Source organism: Pseudomonas sp. Pmew2 (assembly GCF_058129885.1).
The window spans coordinates 2241562-2262319 of the sequence record NZ_CM176702.1; the positions used below are offsets into that span (position 1 = coordinate 2241562).

General features: G+C 59.3%; 15 protein-coding genes. 9 read left to right on the forward strand and 6 right to left on the reverse strand.

The window, feature by feature from the left end:
• Positions 1–38 precede the first annotated feature (38 nt).
• On the forward strand, positions 39–605 hold the full coding sequence (locus AC4ANK_RS10320) for a cysteine hydrolase family protein (RefSeq protein WP_002552878.1): 567 nt from the start codon (positions 39–41) through the stop codon (positions 603–605).
• 12 nt (positions 606–617) lie between these two features.
• Here AC4ANK_RS10320 and AC4ANK_RS10325 read toward each other — a convergent pair whose 3' ends face one another.
• The 3 genes from AC4ANK_RS10325 to mfd all read right to left on the reverse strand — a co-directional run bounded on the left by AC4ANK_RS10325 (position 618) and on the right by mfd (position 7437).
• On the reverse strand, positions 618–3362 hold the full coding sequence (locus AC4ANK_RS10325) for a DEAD/DEAH box helicase (protein ID WP_002552879.1): 2745 nt from the start codon (positions 3360–3362) through the stop codon (positions 618–620).
• 74 nt (positions 3363–3436) lie between these two features.
• A complete protein-coding gene (locus AC4ANK_RS10330) occupies positions 3437–3961 on the reverse strand; it encodes a CsiV family protein (RefSeq protein ID WP_002552880.1) in 525 nt (174 codons plus the stop codon).
• 11 nt (positions 3962–3972) lie between these two features.
• Positions 3973–7437, reverse strand: coding sequence for a transcription-repair coupling factor (mfd, locus tag AC4ANK_RS10335; RefSeq protein WP_460383017.1), 3465 nt, complete (start codon positions 7435–7437; stop codon positions 3973–3975).
• A 190-nt stretch (positions 7438–7627) separates the two neighbouring features.
• On the opposite strand from mfd, the gene AC4ANK_RS10340 reads away from it, so the two are divergent.
• Positions 7628–9091: a glyceraldehyde-3-phosphate dehydrogenase gene (locus AC4ANK_RS10340; RefSeq protein ID WP_005734450.1), complete on the forward strand. Its 1464-nt coding sequence runs from the start codon at positions 7628–7630 to the stop codon at positions 9089–9091.
• Between the two features lie 147 nt (positions 9092–9238).
• On the forward strand, positions 9239–10501 hold the full coding sequence (locus tag AC4ANK_RS10345) for an MFS transporter (protein WP_002552883.1): 1263 nt from the start codon (positions 9239–9241) through the stop codon (positions 10499–10501).
• 84 nt (positions 10502–10585) lie between these two features.
• Here AC4ANK_RS10345 and AC4ANK_RS10350 read toward each other — a convergent pair whose 3' ends face one another.
• Complete coding sequence (locus AC4ANK_RS10350) at positions 10586–11878, reverse strand: MFS transporter (RefSeq protein WP_002552884.1); 1293 nt, start codon at positions 11876–11878, stop codon at positions 10586–10588.
• A gap of 416 nt (positions 11879–12294) precedes the next feature.
• Between AC4ANK_RS10350 and AC4ANK_RS10355 the strand changes: the two genes are divergently transcribed.
• Together AC4ANK_RS10355 and sthA are read left to right on the forward strand one after the other, a co-directional pair.
• A complete protein-coding gene (locus AC4ANK_RS10355) occupies positions 12295–13287 on the forward strand; it encodes an FAD:protein FMN transferase (protein ID WP_010203820.1) in 993 nt (330 codons plus the stop codon).
• Positions 13288–13453: 166 nt separating this feature from the next.
• Positions 13454–14848, forward strand: a complete 1395-nt coding sequence (sthA, locus tag AC4ANK_RS10360) for a Si-specific NAD(P)(+) transhydrogenase (protein WP_002552886.1) — start codon at positions 13454–13456, stop codon at positions 14846–14848.
• 42 nt (positions 14849–14890) lie between these two features.
• On the opposite strand, the gene AC4ANK_RS10365 is transcribed toward sthA, so the two are convergent.
• The gene (locus tag AC4ANK_RS10365; RefSeq protein ID WP_010203821.1) at positions 14891–15613 is read right to left on the reverse strand and encodes a glycerophosphodiester phosphodiesterase; all 723 of its coding nucleotides are present in this window, start codon (positions 15611–15613) and stop codon (positions 14891–14893) included.
• 72 nt (positions 15614–15685) lie between these two features.
• On the reverse strand, positions 15686–16273 hold the full coding sequence (locus AC4ANK_RS10370; RefSeq protein ID WP_002552888.1) for a PilZ domain-containing protein: 588 nt from the start codon (positions 16271–16273) through the stop codon (positions 15686–15688).
• 102 nt (positions 16274–16375) lie between these two features.
• Here AC4ANK_RS10370 and AC4ANK_RS10375 point away from each other — a divergent pair, with 102 nt between their 5' ends.
• The 4 genes from AC4ANK_RS10375 (at position 16376) to queF (ending at position 20599) form a co-directional block, all read left to right on the forward strand.
• Positions 16376–17626, forward strand: a complete 1251-nt coding sequence (locus AC4ANK_RS10375) for a lipoprotein-releasing ABC transporter permease subunit (protein WP_002552889.1) — start codon at positions 16376–16378, stop codon at positions 17624–17626.
• A 7-nt stretch (positions 17627–17633) separates the two neighbouring features.
• On the forward strand, positions 17634–18317 hold the full coding sequence (gene lolD, locus AC4ANK_RS10380) for a lipoprotein-releasing ABC transporter ATP-binding protein LolD (protein WP_011168252.1): 684 nt from the start codon (positions 17634–17636) through the stop codon (positions 18315–18317).
• Between the two features lie 77 nt (positions 18318–18394).
• Positions 18395–19639, forward strand: a complete 1245-nt coding sequence (locus AC4ANK_RS10385; protein ID WP_031596118.1) for a lipoprotein-releasing ABC transporter permease subunit — start codon at positions 18395–18397, stop codon at positions 19637–19639.
• A gap of 129 nt (positions 19640–19768) precedes the next feature.
• On the forward strand, positions 19769–20599 hold the full coding sequence (gene queF / locus AC4ANK_RS10390; protein WP_002552892.1) for an NADPH-dependent 7-cyano-7-deazaguanine reductase QueF: 831 nt from the start codon (positions 19769–19771) through the stop codon (positions 20597–20599).
• Positions 20600–20758 lie beyond the last annotated feature (159 nt).

Here is a 20758-nt window from a genome sequence, read left to right on the forward strand (position 1 = left end):
GATAGTCTTGCTGAACCAAAAGTTCGGACTGATTCATCATGGATACTCAAGGCAACAGCGCGCTGATCCTGATCGACATGCAGCAGGGCATCAATCATCCCAAGCTGGGGCGGCGTAACAATCCGCAAGCCGAGGCGAATATCGGCGCGCTGCTGAGTGCCTGGCGACAATCCGGGCGGCCGGTGATTCATGTCCGGCATTTCTCGACGTCACCCGAATCAGTGTTCTGGCCGGAGCAGTCGGGGGTCGAGTACCAGCCAGCGTTCTTGCCGCACGCCGATGAGCGGGAGTTGAGCAAGCAGGTGCCTGACGCGTTTTGCGGGTCGTTTCTGGAGATGTGGTTACGCTCGGACGGGATCGGGCAGGTGGTGATTGTCGGCGTGATCACCAACAATTCCGTCGAGTCCACCGCGCGCAGTGGAGGCAATCTTGGCTTTAACGTGATGGTCGCGCATGACGCCTGCTTTACCTTTGATCAAGCAGACTTCTTCGGCACGCCGCGTAGTGCCGAAGACGTGCACGCGATGTCGCTGGCCAACCTGCACGGTGAATACGCTACGGTCTTGTCCACGGCGCAGATCCTTCAGCATATTGCTGTTGAATAGCGCCGGACGGGTTTACTTGCGGGTTTTCTTCGGGGCTGCGGGAAGCGGTGCAAACAGGGCCTGAAGGTCTTCGTCGCGCAGTTTCCAGTCGCCGGTTGTGCGGCCATCAAGCACACCGGCTGCCAGCGCTGACTTTTCCCGTTGCAGGCGCTGGATTTTCTCTTCCACGGTGCCGCGCGCGATCATCTTGTAGACGAACACCGGCTTGTCCTGACCGATACGATAAGCACGGTCGGTCGCTTGATTCTCCGCTGCCGGGTTCCACCACGGGTCATAGTGGATCACGGTATCGGCGGCCGTCAGGTTGAGGCCGGTGCCGCCAGCTTTCAGGCTGATCAGGAAGATCGGCAGCTTGCCGCTTTGGAAATCATGGATCGGTGTGCGGCGATCGCGGGTCGATCCGGTCAGCAGGGCGTAGGCGATACCGCGCTGCTTGAGCTCTTCCTCGATCAGGCTGAGCATCGAAGTGAACTGCGAGAACAACAGAATCTTGCGACCTTCGGCCAGCAGTTCTTCGAACATCTCCATCAGGCTGTTGAGCTTGCCTGACGTGCCTTGTTTGCTGTTGACCGGCATGTCCTGATTGACCAGGCGCAGGTCGCAGCACACCTGACGCAGCTTGAGCAGCGCTTCGAGAATGATGATCTGGCTGCGTGCCACGCCTTTGCGGGTGATTTCGTCCCTGACCTTTTTATCCATCGCCAGGCGCACGGTTTCGTACACATCGCGCTGCGCGTCGTTGAGGTCTACCCAGTGGATGATCTCGGTCTTGGGTGGCAGTTCGGTCGCGACCTGTTCCTTGGTGCGACGCAGCAGGAACGGCTTGATGCGCGCATTGAGGTGATGCAAGCGGTCCTGGTTGCCATGCTTTTCGATGGCTGTGCGGTAATTGCTATTGAATTCCTTGCTGTTGCCCAGCCAGCCGGGCATCAGGAAGTGGAAGAGTGACCACAGCTCGCCCAGGTGGTTTTCCAGTGGCGTACCGCTCAGGCACAGGCGCTGACGTGCGTTGAGGTTGCGTGCGGCCTGGGCGGCCTTGCTGTTCGGGTTCTTGATGTACTGCGCTTCATCGAGAATCAGCACGTGGAAGGGCTGTTTCTCAAGCAGTTCCAGATCTCTAGGCAGCAATGCGTAAGTGGTCAGGATCAGGTCGTAATCCTGCAGGTTGCCAGCGTCCTGATGACGATTGGCGCCATACAGGGCCAGTACCTTGAGGTCCGGGGTGAAGTGCTCGGACTCGTCCAGCCAGTTGGGAATCAGGCTGGTGGGCATGACGGCCAGTGCGGGGCGGTCGAGGCGTCCGGCCTGTTTTTCCATCAACAGGTGAGCCAGGGTCTGCAGCGTTTTGCCCAGCCCCATGTCATCAGCCAGCACGCCGCCGACTTCCAGCTCGCGCAAGGACTGCATCCAGCTCAGGCCTTCCAGCTGATAAGGGCGCAGTGTGGCGTTAAGACCATCGGGCAGGCTGACCGGCGCGTCCTTGATGTTGATCAGGCGTTCGGCGAAGTGGCGCAGACGGTCGCCACCCTGCCAGGTCAGCGGCAGGTCTTCTAGCTGGGTCAGGCGTGCTGCATCGGCCTTGCTCATGCGCAGCGCGTTGTTGCCCTCCTGACGCCAGTAGAAGTCGCCCAGCGTCGCCAGTACCGGCTTGAGTCGGCCGTAGGGCAGGGCGATCTGTACCGGGCTGCCGCCGCTCTGGGTGAAGTGGTTGAGCTGCACCAGCAGTTGTTCTTCGTCGCCGCGCTTGGCCACGGCCGAGGGGCTCATCAGTTCGGGATGGCTGCGGATCAGGTTGATCAGGATCGGCAGCAGGCTCAGGCGTTCGCCGTTGACGATGATGCCCAGTTCCAGGTCGAACCAGTCGCGCTCGTTCTCTTCATCAATGACGGCATACCAGTCTTCCACGGGGGTAACGTCGAAGCCGAACTCGTCCTGAATGTCGATTTCCCAGCCTTGCTCGCGCAGGCGTGGCAGGTCGTCGAGGACGAAATGCAGCCAGGCCTTGTCGTTGGGCAGTTCGTACATGTCGCCAGCGCTGTCGGGCAAGGCCTTGCTCTGCCGGGTGGCGACCTTGAAGCCCAGGTCGGCCAGTTCCTGACGCAACTGCCGCTCCCGTTCGCCCTGACGACGGATGCGCAGGGTTTCGGTGTCGGTGTGCTCGATGATGTCGCTTTTCTGATTCACCAGGTCGCTGCCCAGCGAACTGACCAGAATACTGACGTTGGTGGTGCCGACCGCGTAATGCTTGCCGTAAGCGAAGGCCAACGCGGCACGGTGCTGAATATGCCGTTGCATGCGCCCGTTGCGTGGCTCGTAGGCGCTGAACTCGATGCTTGCCAGAATCAGTCTTGGCCGCGGTTGCAGGTTATCGATCAGGCGTTCCGGCAGCTTCGGCTTTTGCTCGATATGCTTTTCCATTTCCTGCTGGTGTGAAGCCAGCGCGGCTTGCAGCAGCGGCCGGTTCTGCGGGTCCTGGAGAAAATGCAGCGCGGCCACACAGTGCTTACAGTCGTTGCGGACCGGGCAGGTGCATTTGCAGGTCAGGTAGTTCTTGTAGCGATCCGGGTCCTTGAACAGCAGGGTCTGGGTGTAGATTTCCAGACCCGAGCCGCGGCATGCGGTACGGATGATCTGCGGGCTGGAGTCTTCCAGCACGATGCGTTTTTGCCGGGCGTAGTCAAGCCCTCGCTCAAGCGTTCGATCGTTGAATAAGTCTGTCCAGGCCGAGGCCAGGACTTTTTCGAGAATGGACGACAAGTTTTAAAAGGCCCTACGCCGCAGCGATGCTCAAAAGAAAGGGGGCGCCTTCGCGTCCCTTGCGTACGTAAAGATCAAAGAGGAGAAACTTTGATCAGCAACGCGAGGTTGCCATTGTCCAGATAGGTCAGCTCACCGTTTTTTACCCTGGCGGTCTGCTTCAATCGTTCACTGCTGATGACCACGCCATGCGGGTCCAGCTGGTTGACCCAGAATTGTGCATCAATATCGGTAAAGCGTGCCATCGCCAGACTCACGGTGCCCTCGATCGGGAAGTGCCCGAGCCGCTCGTCACCACTGGTGACGGCAACCTTGCCCGGCTCGGTGCCGATGCTCTGCTGCCAGGCGCGCTGCATCAGCACCTGGTAGTTGCCGCTGCCCTGCAGTTTGCTGGCCAGATCATTGAGGGCGGGGCTTCGTTCATCGTTCGCGGCGATCTTCTGCGCGTCCTTGTCCCAGTTTTCCGGGACAAGCTGACGGGTCGAGGCGGGTTCGCCGTTCTGGCGAAACAGCAGAATCTCGACCTGATACAAGCCGTCGGCGAACGCGGTCGGCGCGATCAGCGTCAGCAGCAGGATCAATGAACGAAACAGACGCATGCGTGAATCCTTCAAGCAGTTTTCGGGGTCAGGCGCTCAAGCAGCGCTTCGATGGTATTGAAACGCTCTTCCGGGCGCTCCATGGGCACCAGGAATTTGAACAGCGTGGCACCTTCGAACTTGTAACGGTTGGGCTGGCTCTGGATCAGCTTGATCAGGGTCAGCGGATCAACTGGAGTCTCGGTCGCGAATTCGATGCGTCCACCTTGCGGGCCGCCGTCGATTTTCTTGATACCCAGCTGTTCAGCGTGCAGTTTGAGCAGCGTGATGCGCACCAGGTTCTTGGTCGGCTCCGGCAACAGGCCGAAGCGGTCGATCATTTCTACCTGCAAGTCTTTCAACGCCTCTTCGTCTGCCGCGTTGGCGATGCGTTTGTAGAGAATCAGGCGGGTGTGTACATCCGGCAGGTAGGCTTCGGGGATCAATGCCGGTACACGCAGGTTGATTTCCGGTCCGCCGCCCAACGGTTGATCGAGATTGGGCTGTTCGCCCTTGCGAATCGACTTGACCGCGCGCTCGAGCATTTCCATGTACAGGGTAAAACCCACGGCCTGGATCTGACCGCTCTGGCCGTCCCCGAGCAGTTCGCCTGCGCCTCGGATCTCTAGGTCATTGGTGGCGAGCACGAAGCCCGCGCCCAGGTCCTGGGTATTGGCAATCGCCTCCAGACGCTTTTCCGCGTCGGGGGTGATTTGCTTGCGCGGCGGGGTCAGCAGGTAGGCATAGGCCTGGTGGTGACTACGCCCGACGCGGCCGCGCAACTGGTGCAGCTGGGCCAGGCCGAACTTGTCGGCACGCTCGATGATGATGGTGTTGGCGCTCGGCACGTCGATGCCGGTCTCGATGATGGTCGAGGCAATCAGCACATTGAAGCGCTTGTGGTAGAAATCGCTCATCACCTGTTCGAGTTCGCGCTCGCGCATCTGCCCGTGGCCGATGCCGATACGGGCTTCCGGCACCAGTTCGGCCAGATCCGCCGCGCATTTCTCGATGGTTTTGACGTCGTTGTGCAGGTAGTAGACCTGGCCGCCGCGCAGCAACTCGCGCAGCAGGGCTTCCTTGATGGTCGGCTTGTTCTGCTCCATGACGAAGGTGCGTACCGACAGCCTGCGCGCCGGTGGCGTGGCGATGATCGACAGATCACGCATGCCCGACACGGCCATGTTCAGGGTTCGCGGAATCGGCGTTGCGGTGAGGGTCAGAATGTCGACCTCGCTGCGCAGTGCCTTGAGCTGTTCTTTCTGGCGGACACCGAAGCGGTGTTCTTCGTCAATGATCACTAGGCCGAGATTCTTGATCTTGACGTCATCCTGCAACAGCTTGTGCGTACCGATGACGATGTCGATCTTGCCCTCGGCCAGATCGGCAACGGCGGCGCTGACTTCCTTTGCCGACTTGAAGCGGCTCATCACTTCGACCGTCACCGGCCAGTCTGCGAAACGGTCGCGGAAGCTGTTGTAGTGCTGCTGGGCGAGCAGGGTGGTCGGCACCAGAATGGCCACCTGACGCCCGCCGTGCACGGCAATGAAGGCGGCGCGCATGGCCACTTCGGTCTTGCCGAAGCCCACGTCGCCACACACCAGGCGATCCATCGGTTTGGGTGCCAGCATGTCGGCGCGCACGGCCTCGATGGTGGTCTGCTGATCCGGCGTTTCTTCGAACGGGAAGCCCGCGCTGAAAGTGGCGTAGTCGGCTTTCGGGTCGGCGAAGGCATAACCCTCACGGGCTGCCCGGCGTGCGTATATATCCAGCAGTTCGGCAGCTACGTCGCGAACCTGTTCAGCCGCCTTGCGCTTGGCTTTCTGCCAGGTTTCCGAGCCCAGGCGGTGCAGTGGCGCGCTCTCGTCGTCGCTGCCGGTGTAGCGGGCAATCAGGTGCATGTTGGCGACCGGGACGTACAGCTTGGCATCCTCGGCGTAGGCCAGCATCAGGAATTCGGCGACCTGATTTTCGACTTCCAGTGTCGCCAGCCCCAGATAGCGGCCAACGCCATGGTCGATGTGCACCACCGGCGCGCCTTCACGCAGTTCGGTAAGGTTTTTGATGACGGCGTCGTTATTGCCGCCATCGGTGCGCTTTTCGCGACGGCGGCGCTGCATGACCCGCTGGCCGAACAGCGGGCTTTCAGCGACCAGCGCCAGTGCCGGTTGCTCCAGCAGCAGGCCGTCGTCCAGCGGGGCGATGGTGATTGCCAGCCTGTCCTTGCCATCGACGAAGTCCTGCCAGCTGTCGACCGTTTTCGGCCGCAGTTTCAGGCGTTCAAGCAGTTCCAGCAGCACTTCACGGCGACCGGCGGACTCGGCGGTAAACAGCACGCGACCGGGGAAGTCATCAAGAAATGTCGACAATGCCGCCAATGGCTGACTCGCCTTGGCTTCAATGGACAGATCCGGCAGGGTCTGGGCCGGGAAGCGTTCGCGTCCGGCTCCGGCATCGACATCGACATCGACATCCTGCTGGCTGGCCACCACGCGCGGCCAGTTTTTCAAGCGTGCAAAGCAGTCTTCCACCGGCAGGAACAGCTCGGCCGGCGGCAGCAGTGGCCGTGCAGGGTCGACGCGGCGTTCTTCATAGCGGTTGCGCACGTCGTTCCAGAAATTTTCTGCGGCCTGCTCGATACCCGGCAGGGAAAACACCTGAGTGTCCTGCGGCAGATAATCGAACAGCGTCGAGGTTTCTTCGAAGAACAATGGAATGTAGTACTCGATACCGGCAGGCGTGATGCCGCTGCTCAAGTCCTGGAAAATCGGGCTGCGCCGGAAGTCCACATCGAAACGCTCGCGAAAGCGTGCCTTGAAGCGCGTGACTTCTTCTTTTTGTAGCGGGAACTCACGAGCAGGCAACAAGCGCACCGACTCGACCTTGTCGATGGAACGCTGCGTGTCCGGATCGAAGGTGCGCAGGGTTTCGATTTCATCGTCGAACAGGTCAATACGGAACGGCAGCTTGCTGCCCATCGGGAACAGGTCGATCAATGCGCCGCGCACAGTGAACTCGCCGTGCTCGTAAACCGTATCCACGTAGCGATAGCCGCTGGCTTCCAGGCGCGTGCGCATGGCTTCCACATCAAGCTTCTGGCCGACATCCAGCACCAGGCTGCTGCCGAGCAGGAATTTGGTCGGCGCGAGTCTGTGTAGGGCGGTCGTGATCGGTACTACCAAAACGCCATGCTCCAGCTCCGGCAGGCGATAAAGGCTGGCGATGCGCTGGGAAATGATGTCCTGGTGCGGCGAAAACAGGTCGTAGGGCAGGGTTTCCCAGTCCGGGAAGTGCAGAACCGGCAGCGTGGGCGCGAAAAACTTCAGCTCCTGCTCCAGCCGCTCGGCGCTCTGGCTGTCGGCGGTCAGTAGCAGGGTAAAGCGCTTGGCTGCGCTGGCGGCCTCGGCAATGGCCAGGCTCAGTGCGGCACCGGGAAGATTGCCCCAGTGTTGTTTGCCTGCAGCGGCAGAAAGATGCGGTAGACGCAGAACTGGCACGGGAAGGTCGGGCTCCAGGCGTTGCAACAGGGGCGGCGATTGTAACGGGGGAAGGTGGTGGCTGTCAGTTTTCCAGAGTGTTACCGCGTATTTACGGGCGAAAATTATGTAGTGCCCATCGATATGACAGTCGCGCATTGCTCATGAACAAAGGCGCGGTCATAATGTAGCCCCTTTTTTCAGCCCCTACATGTGGAAGGTTCCCGTGACTCAGAAGCCCGACCAGTGTCTTGGTGAATGGATCGATCGTGAAGCTCTCGCCGAAGCGATGATCCCGCTCATCGGTCAGCTCTACCGCAATAATAATGTGGTGAGTTCGATCTATGGCCGCAGCCTGATCAACCGTTCAGTCATCGCGATTCTCAAAGCTCACCGCTTTGCGCGTCATCGTCAGTCCGATGCGGTTGAGTTGTCCGTACACGAGACGTTCCCGCTTGTAAAAGCGATGAGCGAGCTCAAACTGGGTGCCGCTTCGGTGGACCTGGGCAAGCTGGCCGTGAAGTTCAAGACTGAAGGCAACGGCCGCACGCCCGAGCAGTTCGTACGTGAAGAGCTGGCCAGTGTAGTGGGTCAGCAGGGCACCAGCCCGCGCAAGGGCACCGATGTCGTGCTTTATGGTTTCGGTCGTATCGGTCGCCTGCTGGCGCGGATTCTGATCGAGAAGACGGGCGGTGGCGACGGTCTGCGTCTGCGTGCCATCGTGGTCCGCAAAGGCGCGGAAAACGATCTGGTCAAGCGTGCCAGCCTGCTGCGTCGTGACTCGGTACATGGTCCGTTCGATGGCACCATCACCATTGATGAAGCCAACAGCACCATCACTGCCAACGGCAACCTGATTCAGGTCATCTACGCCAAGAACCCGTCCGAGGTGGATTACACCCAATACGGTATCAAGGACGCTCTGCTGGTGGACAACACCGGTGTATGGCGTGATGCCGACGGTCTGGGTCAGCATCTGGCCTGCCCTGGCGTCGACCGCGTTGTATTGACCGCGCCGGGCAAAGGCAAGCTGAAGAACATCGTGCATGGTATCAACCACGGTGAAATCACTGCGGATGACAAAATCGTGTCCGCGGCATCCTGCACCACCAACGCCATCGTGCCGGTGCTCAAGGCTGTCAACGACAAGTTCGGCATCACCAACGGTCACGTTGAAACGGTTCACTCGTACACCAACGACCAGAACCTGATCGACAACTTCCACAAGGGCGACCGTCGTGGTCGCAGCGCTGCGTTGAACATGGTGATCACCGAAACCGGTGCCGCCACCGCTGCTGCCAAGGCACTGCCTGAACTGGCCGGCAAGCTGACCGGTAACGCGATCCGCGTTCCAACGCCGAACGTGTCCATGGCCATTCTCAACCTCAACCTCGAGAAGCCGACCACCCGCGAAGAAATGAACGAGTACCTGCGCTACATGGCGCTGCACTCGGACCTGCACAAGCAGATCGACTTTGTGAACTCGCAGGAAGTGGTGTCCACTGACTTCGTCGGCTCGCGTCACGCCGGTGTTGTGGATGCCGAAGCCACCATTGTCAACGATAACCGCGTTGTGCTGTACGTCTGGTACGACAACGAGTTTGGCTACAGCCACCAGGTTGTTCGCGTGATGGAAGACATGGCAGACGTCAATCCGCCTGCCTTTCCGCAGTAAATGTTGAACTTTTGAACTGCCCGGTCTGACCGGGCAGCAAATAAGCGGGCCGAACCCTGCGCACATGCAGGCTTCGCCCGTTTTGTTTTGTTGCGTGTCATGAGAACCTGTCAGGCACAGCCCTTGTGGATGACGGAGTAGCCAAGGATGAGCAGTTCGGCCATGGACGGATCGCAACACCCCCTCAAAAGCAGCTTCTTCCTGCTGTTTCTGACGATCTTCATCCCCTTTGGTCTGGGGCATTTCGTTTCCTACCTGTTTCGTACCGTCAATGCGGTGATCTATGTCGATCTGCAGGCCGACCTGAGTTTGCCTGCGAGCAGCCTGGGGTTGTTGACTGGCGTGTATTTTCTGACCTTCGCTGCCGCACAGATTCCCCTTGGCGTCATGCTTGATCGTTACGGCCCGCGCAGCGTGCAGGCGCCGATGCTGTTGTTTGCAGTCGCCGGTTCGGTCATCTTCAGTATTTCCAGCACCGAGACAGGGTTGTTGATCGGGCGGGGTCTGATTGGTATGGGCGTTGCGGGTTCGCTGATGAGTGCGATCAAGGCATGTGCCATCTGGTTGCCGGTCGAGCGTTTGCCACTGAGTACTGCCTGCCTGCTGTCGATTGGCGGGCTGGGCGCGATGGCGTCGACCACGCCTTTGCATGCGTTGCTGAGCTGGCCGACCTGGCGAGAAGCGTTTCTGATGCTGGCGCTGCTGACCTTTTGTGTGGCCGTGGTCATACACCTCAGTGTTCCCAAAGCCTACGAGACCAGAAACACCCGCTACAGCGATATGTTTGCCGCAGTCGGCAAACTTTACTCTTCCTGGACGTTCTGGCGTCTGGCGTTGTATTCCGTGTTTTCGCACGCCATCTACATGTCGGTACTGTCGCTGTGGATGGGACCGTGGTTGCGTGACATGGCCGGGCTGAGCGATTCAGGCATGGCCAATGTACTGCTGTTCGGCGCCATCGCGATGGTGGCAGGGTCTCTGACGTTCGGCACGATCACTGATTATCTGCGCAGGTTCGGTGTACAGTCGATCATGGTCTGTGGTGCAGGGATGGTGATCTTCATCGGCTTCCAGATGCTGATGGCCAGTGGTCTACCGGTGTCACCCTATATTGTTGCGATGGGCTTCAGCTTCTTCGGCACGTCGACCACCATGAACTACGCCATTGTGGCGCAATCGGTTGCACCGGAGCTGGCGGGCAGGGTCAGCTCTTCCTTCAATCTGGTGGTGTTTGTGCTCGCGTTCTTCCTCCAGTGGCTGATGGGAGTGGTGCTCAACCTGTGGCCGGTTGCGCAGGGTGCCGGTCATCCGCTTGAGTCCTATCAGTGGTCGCTGGGTTTAATGATTGCGTTGCAATTGCCCGGGGTGTTGCTCTGGCTTGGCTTTCGACCCTGGAGGCGCGCTGTCTGAAAAAGCAAAACCCCGGCCGAGATCAACTCGTGCCGGGGTTTTTGCTTTTAGCCGTTACAGCTATCTGATCGATCAAGCGATGAATCAGGCGGTTGCAGGTGCTCCGGGCGCTTCCAGCTTCTGCCCGCCTTTGCGGAACAGCACCAGCGTAGCAACCAGACCCAGCACAGCGGCACCCGTCAGCCAGATACCGGGCGCTGCCTTGTTACCCAATTCGTGAATCAGGTAAGTACAGGCCGCCGGGGTGAAGCCACCAAAGGTTGCGGTCGCCAGGCTGTAGGCCAGCGAGAAGCCGGTGGTGCGGACTTCGACCGGCATGATCTCGGTCAGCGCCACGACCATTGCGCCGTTGTAGGAACCGTACAGGAACGAGAACCACAGCTCGACCATCAGCAGGTGGCTGAAGCTTGGGTGCTCTACCAACCACGACAGCGCAGGGTAGGCGGTGGCGATGGCCAGCACGGTCGCTGCAATCAACAGCGGCTTGCGGCCGATGCGATCGGAGAACGAACCCATGATCGGCAGCCAGATGAAGTTGGACACACCCACGCAGACCGTCACCAGCAGGCTTTCCAGGTCGGTCAGGTTCAGTTCGTTCTTGCCGAAGGTCGGAGTGTAGGCGGTGATCAGGTAGAACGACACGGTGGTCATCACCACCAATGCCATGCCGCCCAGCACCAGGCCGAAGTTCTGGCTGATGGAGCGCACCACTTCACGGAGCGTTGGGCGATGGGTACGGGCTTCGAACTCCGGGGACTCTTCCAGCGAACGGCGGATGATGAATATCGCCGGCACAATCAGGCAGCCGATCAGGAACGGCACGCGCCAGCCCCATTCGCCCATTTGCTCCGGGCTCAGCCAGTGGTTCAGACCAACGCCCAGCAAACCGGCGAATACCACGGCAGCCTGTTGGCTGGCGGACTGCCAACTGACGAAGAAGCCTTTGCGACCCGGTGTCGAGATTTCAGCGAGGTACACCGAAACACCACCCAGCTCGACGCCAGCCGAGAAGCCTTGCAGCAGGCGACCGAGCAGCACCAGCAGCGGTGCAACAACGCCCAGAGTGGCGTAGCCCGGCACACAGGCAATCAGCAAAGTGCCCATTGCCATCATCGCGAGGGTGATAATCAGGCCCTTGCGACGTCCGTGACGGTCGATATAGGCACCGAGAAAGATCGCGCCCAAGGGGCGCATCAGGAAGCCTGCGCCGAAGGTCGCCAGCGACAGCATCAACGAAGCGAATGCGCTGTCGGAGGGGAAAAATGTCTTGGCAATGGCCGTGGCGTAAAAGCCGTAGACCATGAAATCGAACATCTCGAGGAAGTTACCGCTGACAACGCGAAAGATCGCTTTGCCCTTACTTGTTGTGGAGGCCATTTAGTTACTCGCTCAGGCTCGTCGGCTTGGAGTCCGTTGTCGTTGTTATCCCGTTTACATCGCCATTACGTGTGTGCGACTGGCGATGCACATTTGTAACAGTATGTGTAACAGGGCTCAAAGACAACCGTTTCGGCGATTTGCTATTACTTAACAGACGCTTGACAGGCATGGCCGGTCGATGCGTGCACGGCTTATCAACCAGATGAAACCGGATGAACAGGCATGCCGTATGGGAACCATAAGCCCGACACTGACCACTCAATGCTTTGGTCGGCCTCATATGGGTGAAGCCCGGCCCTGGTCCGAGCGGGCCGCTACGGAAGGTTTCTGTCTTGCCTGCCAATGATGGCAAGTCACTCTGAAAGGTTTTTTTAGTGCGGGGCATCAGTTTGCGTGGGTTTTGCAGGGTTGCAGTGTACCTGGTGCTGCTGGGGTGCGGTGGTTGCGGTCAGGAACGCAAGCTGGAAAGCTTTGGCGGGCCGGCCATGGGCAGTCATTATTCAGTGGTATACGTGCGCGCTTCCGGGCAGCCTGAACCTGAGGTCGTGCGCCCGCAGATCGAATCGATTCTGGCCGAAGTCGATCAACAGATGTCGCTTTGGCGCAGTGACTCGGATATCGAGCTTTTCAATGCATTGCCTGCCAATAGCTGCCAGACCATGCCCGAACCGGTTTTGAAACTGATCGGTGTTGGCGAGCAGCTGTCACGGGACAGTGATGGTGCGTTCGACCTGACGGTGAAGCCGCTGATGGACCTGTGGGGGCTGGGCGCTCATGCACTGTTTGAGCAAATGCCGCTGGTGCGCCAGTTGGCCCGCACTCGGGCGACGGTGGGCTATCGCGGTCTGCGTGTCGTCGGGCAGCAGTTGTGCAAAAGCGCCGCTGTGCAAGTGGACCTCAACAGTATTGCCGCCGGTTATGCGGTAGATCGCATCAGCGAGCGCATGGAAAAGCTGGGGTTGCACGATTATCTGGTGCAAGCCACGGGTGAACTGAAAGTCAGCGGGCTCAAGCCCGACGGTTCGCCCTGGAGGGTGACGCTGGACGCGCCACTCGATGATGGCAATGTCACGCAAAAAGTATTTCCACTGAAGGGCTACGCCGTGTCTACGTCGGGCGACTATCGTCGTTACGCCGATCATGACGGGTGGCGCATTTCCGATACGCTCGATGCTTTGACCGGTAAGCCGATCAGCCACAGTCTGGCGTCGGTGACGGTCATTCATCCCTCGGCGCTGATGGCTGACGGCCTCTCCTCACTGCTGTTGATTCTCGGCCCGCGGCGCGGCTGGAATTACGCGCAAGAACATAAAATCCCTGCTTTTTTTGTGATTCGTGCCGATAAGCGCTTTATCATCCGTAGCAACGCGTCGTTTGATCGTCTGGCGGTGGAGCAGCCACGGTAAGTCAAGAGGCCGGAACTTCCGGTCAATTGCCACCTTGCACAGACAAAAATTGGCCTTCGACGCGACCAAGGGTTAATGTTCGCCGCCTCGGTGCAGCGCTAGACTGCGCCGCGTGATTTAGCCAGAGATGCCAGAGTGGCGCCTCGGTCTGTTTAAAGGAGTACGCATGGCTGTCTACAACTACGACGTAGTGGTACTGGGTTCCGGCCCTGCCGGAGAAGGCGCGGCAATGAACGCCGCCAAGGCGGGGCGCAAGGTCGCCATGGTCGACAGCCGTCGGCAAGTGGGCGGTAACTGCACCCATTTGGGCACCATTCCGTCCAAGGCTCTGCGTCACTCGGTCAAGCAGATCATTCAGTTCAACACCAATCCGATGTTCCGGGCCATTGGCGAGCCGCGCTGGTTTTCGTTTCCGGATGTGTTGAAAAACGCCGAAATGGTCATTTCCAAACAGGTGGCCTCGCGCACCAGTTACTACGCCCGCAACCGTGTCGATGTGTTCTTCGGCACCGGCAGTTTTGCCGACGAGACCAGCATCAACGTGGTCTGCACCAACGGTGTGGTGGAAAAGCTGGTGGCCAACCAGATCATCATCGCCACCGGTTCGCGCCCCTATCGTCCGGCCGACATCGATTTCAGTCACAAGCGCATCTACGACAGCGACACCATCCTCAGCCTGGGGCACACCCCGCGTAAGCTGATCATTTATGGCGCCGGTGTGATCGGCTGTGAATACGCCTCTATCTTCAGCGGTCTGGGTGTTCTGGTCGAGCTGGTGGACAACCGTGACCAGTTGCTGAGCTTCCTGGATTCGGAAATCTCTCAGGCATTGAGTTATCACTTCAGCAATAACAACGTGATGGTTCGCCACAACGAAGAATACGAGAAGGTCGAAGGTCTGGATAACGGCGTTGTCCTGCACCTCAAGTCCGGCAAGAAAATCAAGGCAGATGCCTTGCTGTGGTGCAATGGCCGTACCGGCAACACCGACAAGCTGGGGCTGGAAAACATTGGTCTCAAGGCCAACGGTCGTGGCCAGATCGAGGTGGACGAGAACTATCGCACCAGCGTTTCCAATGTCTATGGCGCAGGCGACGTTATCGGCTGGCCAAGTCTGGCGAGCGCTGCCTACGATCAGGGCCGCTCGGCGGCTGGGAGCATGGTCGACAACGGCAGCTGGCGCTATGTCAACGACGTACCGACCGGGATCTATACCATTCCGGAGATCAGTTCGATCGGCAAGAACGAGCACGAGCTGACCCAGGCCAAGGTGCCGTACGAAGTGGGCAAGGCGTTCTTCAAGGGCATGGCCCGTGCGCAGATTTCCGGTGAGCGGGTCGGGATGCTGAAGATCCTGTTCCACCGCGAGACGCTGGAAGTGCTGGGCGTGCATTGCTTCGGTGACCAGGCGTCCGAGATCGTGCACATCGGTCAGGCGATCATGAGCCAGCCGGGTGAAGCGAACACCATGAAGTACTTCGTCAACACCACGTTCAACTACCCGACCATGGCCGAAGCCTATCGGGTAGCGGCATACGACGGCCTCAACCGGCTTTTTTAAGCGACTCCGGCCGGTGGCCTGAGCCGGCCGGGGAGACCGATTTCAGCGACTCCCGAGCGTGGCGGTGGCCAAACCGGGAAAGTCTGTAATCAGGCTGTCGACGCCGAAATCAGCGAGCCTGCGCATCAGTGCAGGCTCGTTGACTGTCCACACTGACACATGCAGGCCCTGACGCTGTGCTTTCTGCAGGCGCTCCGGGGTACACAGTGTCCAGTTCAATGCCAGAATTTCACAGCCGTAGCTTTGCGCGACCTTCAACGGGTCGAGCCAGGCGTACTCGGCCACCAGTCCGCGCGATATGTCCGGCGTCAGGTCGAGGGCGGCGCGCAACACTTCACGAGAGCTGGAAGTGATGGTGACCTTGTCGAGCAAGCCATGACGCTGAGCCATTTCACGAATGGCCAGAACGGTGTTGGCGGCGCGGGTGCGTGAAGCGCTTTTGACTTCCAGTTGCCAGTGCTCGAAATCGCATTGCTCGAACAACTCTTCAAGACGCGGAATCGGGCAGGGCGAGACCCAGCCGGGGCCACCTTTGCGCGCGTCATAGGTCACCAGGTCGGCGGCCAGATGCTCATTGACCTTGCCGCGTCGGTCGGTGGTGCGCTTGAGGGTCGGGTCGTGAATGACCATCAACTCTCCGTCCAGTGAAAGATGCAGGTCCAGTTCACAGCGGCGCACGCCGTGCTTGATGCATTCCTGGAAGCTGACCAGGGTGTTTTCCGGTGCTTCGCCCTTGGCGCCGCGGTGGCCGTAGATAAGGGTCACGTTTACTCCTGGCCGTTAAGGCACCCACTGCTGATATGAAAATGATGAGGTGAAAAGAGATATACCGGAAACTCAATTGCCGGATGGCTGACCCTGTTCAAGGGCCTGGCGTCGATGCTGAGCCTGACGCTGCAACACGTGCCGTGCGAGCAATTGACGTTGAGCGTCCGGCAGGTTGACGAAGTCGGTGCTGATGTCAAAACCGCCATCTGCCCGTGCATCGCACTGGCTGACCCTGGCGCGCAGCATCAGACCTGCCGCCTGGGGCATCAGCACCATCTTGATCGACAGCTGTTCGCCCACGGCAAAACCTTGTTGTGAATTGAATTGAATGCCGCCTTCGGACAGTTTTACCGGCTGTGGAGCGCCCAGTTTGCCCAGTGCCGTGTGTGCAACCACTTCGCCCAGCAGGTCGATGCGCTTGCTCAACGACTTGAGAAAACTGTTCAGCACCCGGTCGCGCTCGTCGAGTTGGCGCATCAAATGCTGTGATTCGAACTCGCTGACGTGCAGCTCGCTGAGCAGGTCGAACAGTGTCGAGGTGTCCTGCATGGCGTCCTGACTTGCCTGGTCGGCACCAGACAGGGGGTTAATTTCCAGTGCGACGCTGTCGTCGATACGGTAGTATTCGCGGCGTCCTGCTTCATCTAATGTCGACATGGCGAACCCAAGCTAGCGGCGGTGGTCTGAGAGTTTCGAGTGTAAAGCTGCACGTCAAGGCCCGCCACATGGACGTCCTCATTCCTGCGAACAAATTCCTACATGTTCAGACCTCTTTTTGTATTTATCGGCACGCGCTACACACGTGCCAAGCGACGCAACCATTTTGTTTCGTTCATCTCCCTGACGTCCATGATCGGCCTCGCCCTCGGCGTGGTAGTGATGATAGTCGTGTTATCGGTGATGAATGGCTTCGATCACGAAATGCGTACCCGCGTGCTGGGCATGGTGCCGCACGCGACCATCGAATCGGCTGACCCGATCACCGACTGGCGTGGCCTGGCCGCGAAGGTTCAGGAAAACCCGCAGGTGCTGGCCGTTGCGCCATTCACCCAAATGCAGGGTTTGCTGACCCACGACGGCAAGGTTCAGAAGGTGCTGCTCAATGGCATCGACCCGGCCGAGGAGCGCAAGGTCTCGATCATTGACCACTTCATCAAGCAGGGCCAGCTCGACAGCCTGTCTCCCGGCAGTTTCGGCATCATGATCGGCGACAAGGCGGCTGCCAAACTGGGCGTCGTGGTCGGCGACAAACTGAACTTTGTCGCGCCTGAGGTGACTGTCACGCCTGCCGGCATGTTCCCGCGCATGAAGCGTTTCGAGGTGACCGGTATCTTTCATGTCGGCGCTGGCGAAATCGACGGCTTTCTGGGGCTGACCAACCTCGATGACCTGGCCCGTCTGCACCGCTGGAAGCCCAATCAGGTGCAGGGCCTGCGGCTCAAGTTCGATGATCTGTTTGCAGCGCCGCGTACTTCGTGGGAAATCGCCCAGAAACTGGGCGAAAACAATTTCTATTCCCGTGACTGGACACGCACCCACGGCAACCTCTATCAGGCCATCCGCATGGAAAAAGCCATGATTGGCCTGTTGCTGCTGCTGATTGTGGCCGTTGCGGCATTCAACATCATTTCCACGCTGGTGATGGTGGTCAATGACAAGAAGGGCGATATCGCCATTTTGCGCACACTGGGCGCGACACCGCGGCAGATCATGGCGATCTTCATGGTGCAGGGCACGGTGATCGGGGTGGTCGGCACGCTGATTGGCGCTGCGCTGGGCATCCTTGCAGCGCTTAACGTCAGTGCTGCCATCGCTGCGCTGGAAGGGCTGATCGGCCACAAGTTTCTCAACGCCGACGTCTATTTCATTGATTACCTGCCTTCGCAACTGATGGCCCAGGACGTGTTCCAGGTCTGCGGTGCGGCGTTGGTCCTGAGTTTCCTCGCCACCCTGTATCCCGCCTGGCGTGCTGCGCGCACCCAGCCGGCGGAGGCGTTACGTTATGAGTGAGTCGGGCATGTCTGATAAAGCAGTATTGAGTTGCCGCAACCTGGGTAAATCCTACGAGGAAGGCCCGGAGTCGGTCGTGGTGTTGTCTGGTCTGCAACTGGAGCTGCATCCCGGTGAGCGGGTGGCTATTGTCGGCAGTTCGGGGTCGGGCAAAAGTACTTTGCTCAATCTTCTGGGCGGCCTGGACACACCTTCTGAAGGCAGCGTCTGGCTGGCGGGCGAAGAATTGTCGGCGCTGGGCGAAAAGGCGCGTGGCCTGCTGCGTAACCGGGCATTGGGTTTTGTCTACCAGTTCCACCATTTGCTGCCCGAATTCACGGCGCTGGAAAACGTCTGCATGCCCTTGCTGATCGGTCGGACGGCGATACCCGAGGCCCGTAAACGCTCCACCGCGTTGCTCGAACGTGTCGGCCTCGGCCATCGTCTTGCGCACAAGCCTTCGGAGCTTTCCGGTGGCGAGCGGCAGCGTGTGGCCATTGCTCGTGCGCTGATCAATCAGCCCGGTCTGGTGATGCTTGACGAGCCGACCGGCAACCTCGATCACCACACCGCGCAGGGCATTCAGGACCTGATGCGTGAGTTGAGCACTTCATCGCGTACGGCGTTTCTGATCGTGACCCACGACATGAGCCTCGCCAGGCAAATGGACCGCGTCCTGCGTCTGGAAGACGGCCGCCTCGTCGAGGCCTGATTGACCCGGCCCGGCGCAACTCATCGCGTCGGGTTCTACGTTTTTTATACGGTGTTTTTTCCCACGGTGCTTCGCGAATGTTCAGACCGTTACCCATCTTCATCGGCATGCGCTATACCCGCGCAAAACGCCGCAAAAGCTTCATCTCGTTCATTTCGATGACTTCGATGATCGGGCTGGCACTCGGTGTGCTGGCGATGATCGTGGTGCTGTCGGTCATGAACGGTTTCCAGCGGGAAATGAGTTCGCGGATCCTGGGCATGGTGCCGCATGCGGTTATCGCCGGTGCCACACCGGTGGATGACTGGAAACCGTTGGCCGACGCAGCGTTGAAAAATCCTGAAGTCACCGCTGCTGTACCGTTTACCGACATGGAAGGCATGCTGTCCTACAAGGGCTCGATGCAGCCGATCCAGATCAGCGGCGTTGACCCGGCGCTGGAGCATGAGGTGTCGATCGTCACTCAACACATTACGCGTGGAAGTCTTGAAGACCTGAAGCCGGGCGAATTTGGTGTGGTACTTGGCGATATAACCGCGCGCCGCTTTCGCCTGAGCATCGGTGACAAGCTGACCCTGATCGTACCGGAAGTCAGCAGTGCGCCGGGCGGCATCACGCCGCGCCTGCAACGCTTGACCGTCGTGGGTATTTTCAAGGTCGGTGCCGAGCTGGACGGCTCGATGGGCCTGATCAACATTGCCGACGCCGCGCAGATGCAACGCTGGCAACCCAATCAGGTTCAAGGCGTGCGACTGGCGCTCAAGGACCTGTACAAGGCGCCTCAGGTGTCCACGGCCATTGCCGCCGGCTTGGGGGATGGTTATCGCGCCGATGACTGGACCCACACTCAGGGCAGCCTGTTCAGTGCCATGAAAATGGAAAAGACCATGATCGGCCTGTTGCTGCTGATGATCGTCGCCGTTGCGGCGTTCAACATCATTGCCACGTTGATCATGGTGGTCAACGACAAGGGCGCGGACATCGCCATTCTGCGCACCATCGGCGCTACGCCCCGGCAAATCATGGCGATCTTCATGGTCCAGGGCACTGTGATCGGTATTGTCGGCACCCTGATCGGCGGCGTGCTGGGCATTATTGCCGCGCTGAACGTCAGCAGTCTGGTGGGTTGGGTCGAGCGGGTCAGTGGCCAGCACATCTTCAGTTCCGACGTGTACTTCATCAGCAACCTGCCTTCACAATTGCAGGGCGGTGATGTGCTTCTGATCTGCAGTGCCGGGTTTATCCTGAGCTTTCTGGCCACGATCTATCCAGCATGGCGCGCCGCGCAGATCCAGCCTGCGCATGCATTGCGTTATGAGTGATCAGAACCGAGTGTAGTCGCCGAGGCCGCATTGCGGCCCGCGACGGCTGCGGGCTGAAGCGGATTTTCGCTGAAAGCCCGTCGCAAACGCTATAAACTCGCCGCGTTAATTCATGATCCAGGTATCGCCATGCATCCCGCAGCCGAACACTCGCCGCTGGGCAAGTCCAGTGAGTACATCGCCACCTATACGCCGTCTTTGTTGTTCCCGATCCCCCGTGCTGCAAAGTGGGCCGAGCTTGGGCTGACGGCTCAGACGCTGCCTTATCAGGGTGTCGATTTCTGGAATTGTTACGAGTTGTCCTGGCTGCTGCCATCCGGCAAGCCGGTGGTGGCCATTGCCGAGTTCAGCATTCCGGCCGATTCGCCGAACATCATCGAATCGAAGTCCTTCAAGCTGTACCTCAACTCGTTGAATCAGACCGCCTTCGCTACCGTTGAGCAGGTGCAGACAACCCTCGAACAGGATCTGTCAACTGCGGCCGGAAAGCCGGTTGGCGTGCGCATTCGCAGCCTGAGCGACATTGAGGGTGAAGGTGTGGCGACTTTGCCGGGCGTCTGCATCGACGATCTGGATATCACGGTCAGTAGCTACGATCGCCCTCAGCCTGAGCTGCTGCGCTGCGATGAGTCGCGAATTATCGAAGAAAGCGTGCACAGTCATTTGCTCAAATCGAACTGTCCGGTTACCAGTCAGCCCGACTGGGGCAGTGTGGTGGTCGAGTATGGCGGGGCGGCGCTGGATCACAGCAGCCTGTTGGCGTACATCGTCAGCTTCCGCCAGCATTCGGACTTTCACGAGCAGTGTGTGGAAAGAATCTTCCTCGACCTGCAGCGTTTGCTCAAACCGGAAAAACTGACCGTCTATGCACGCTACGTGCGCCGTGGTGGTCTGGATATCAACCCGTATCGCAGCACAGAAACGCTGGACGCGAACAATCGCAGGCTGGCGCGGCAGTAGTGTCGTCTGGGGCTCAGGGCGTGGACGCAGAGCGTCCGCAACGGCATTCCCACGCGGAGCGTGTGGAACGATAGTTGTCTGTGTCCATCAGTGACGATGCAGCGCGTCGTTACCCACTGGCTGATATTTCCAGGTTCAGGATTATCGTGCCGACGCTCC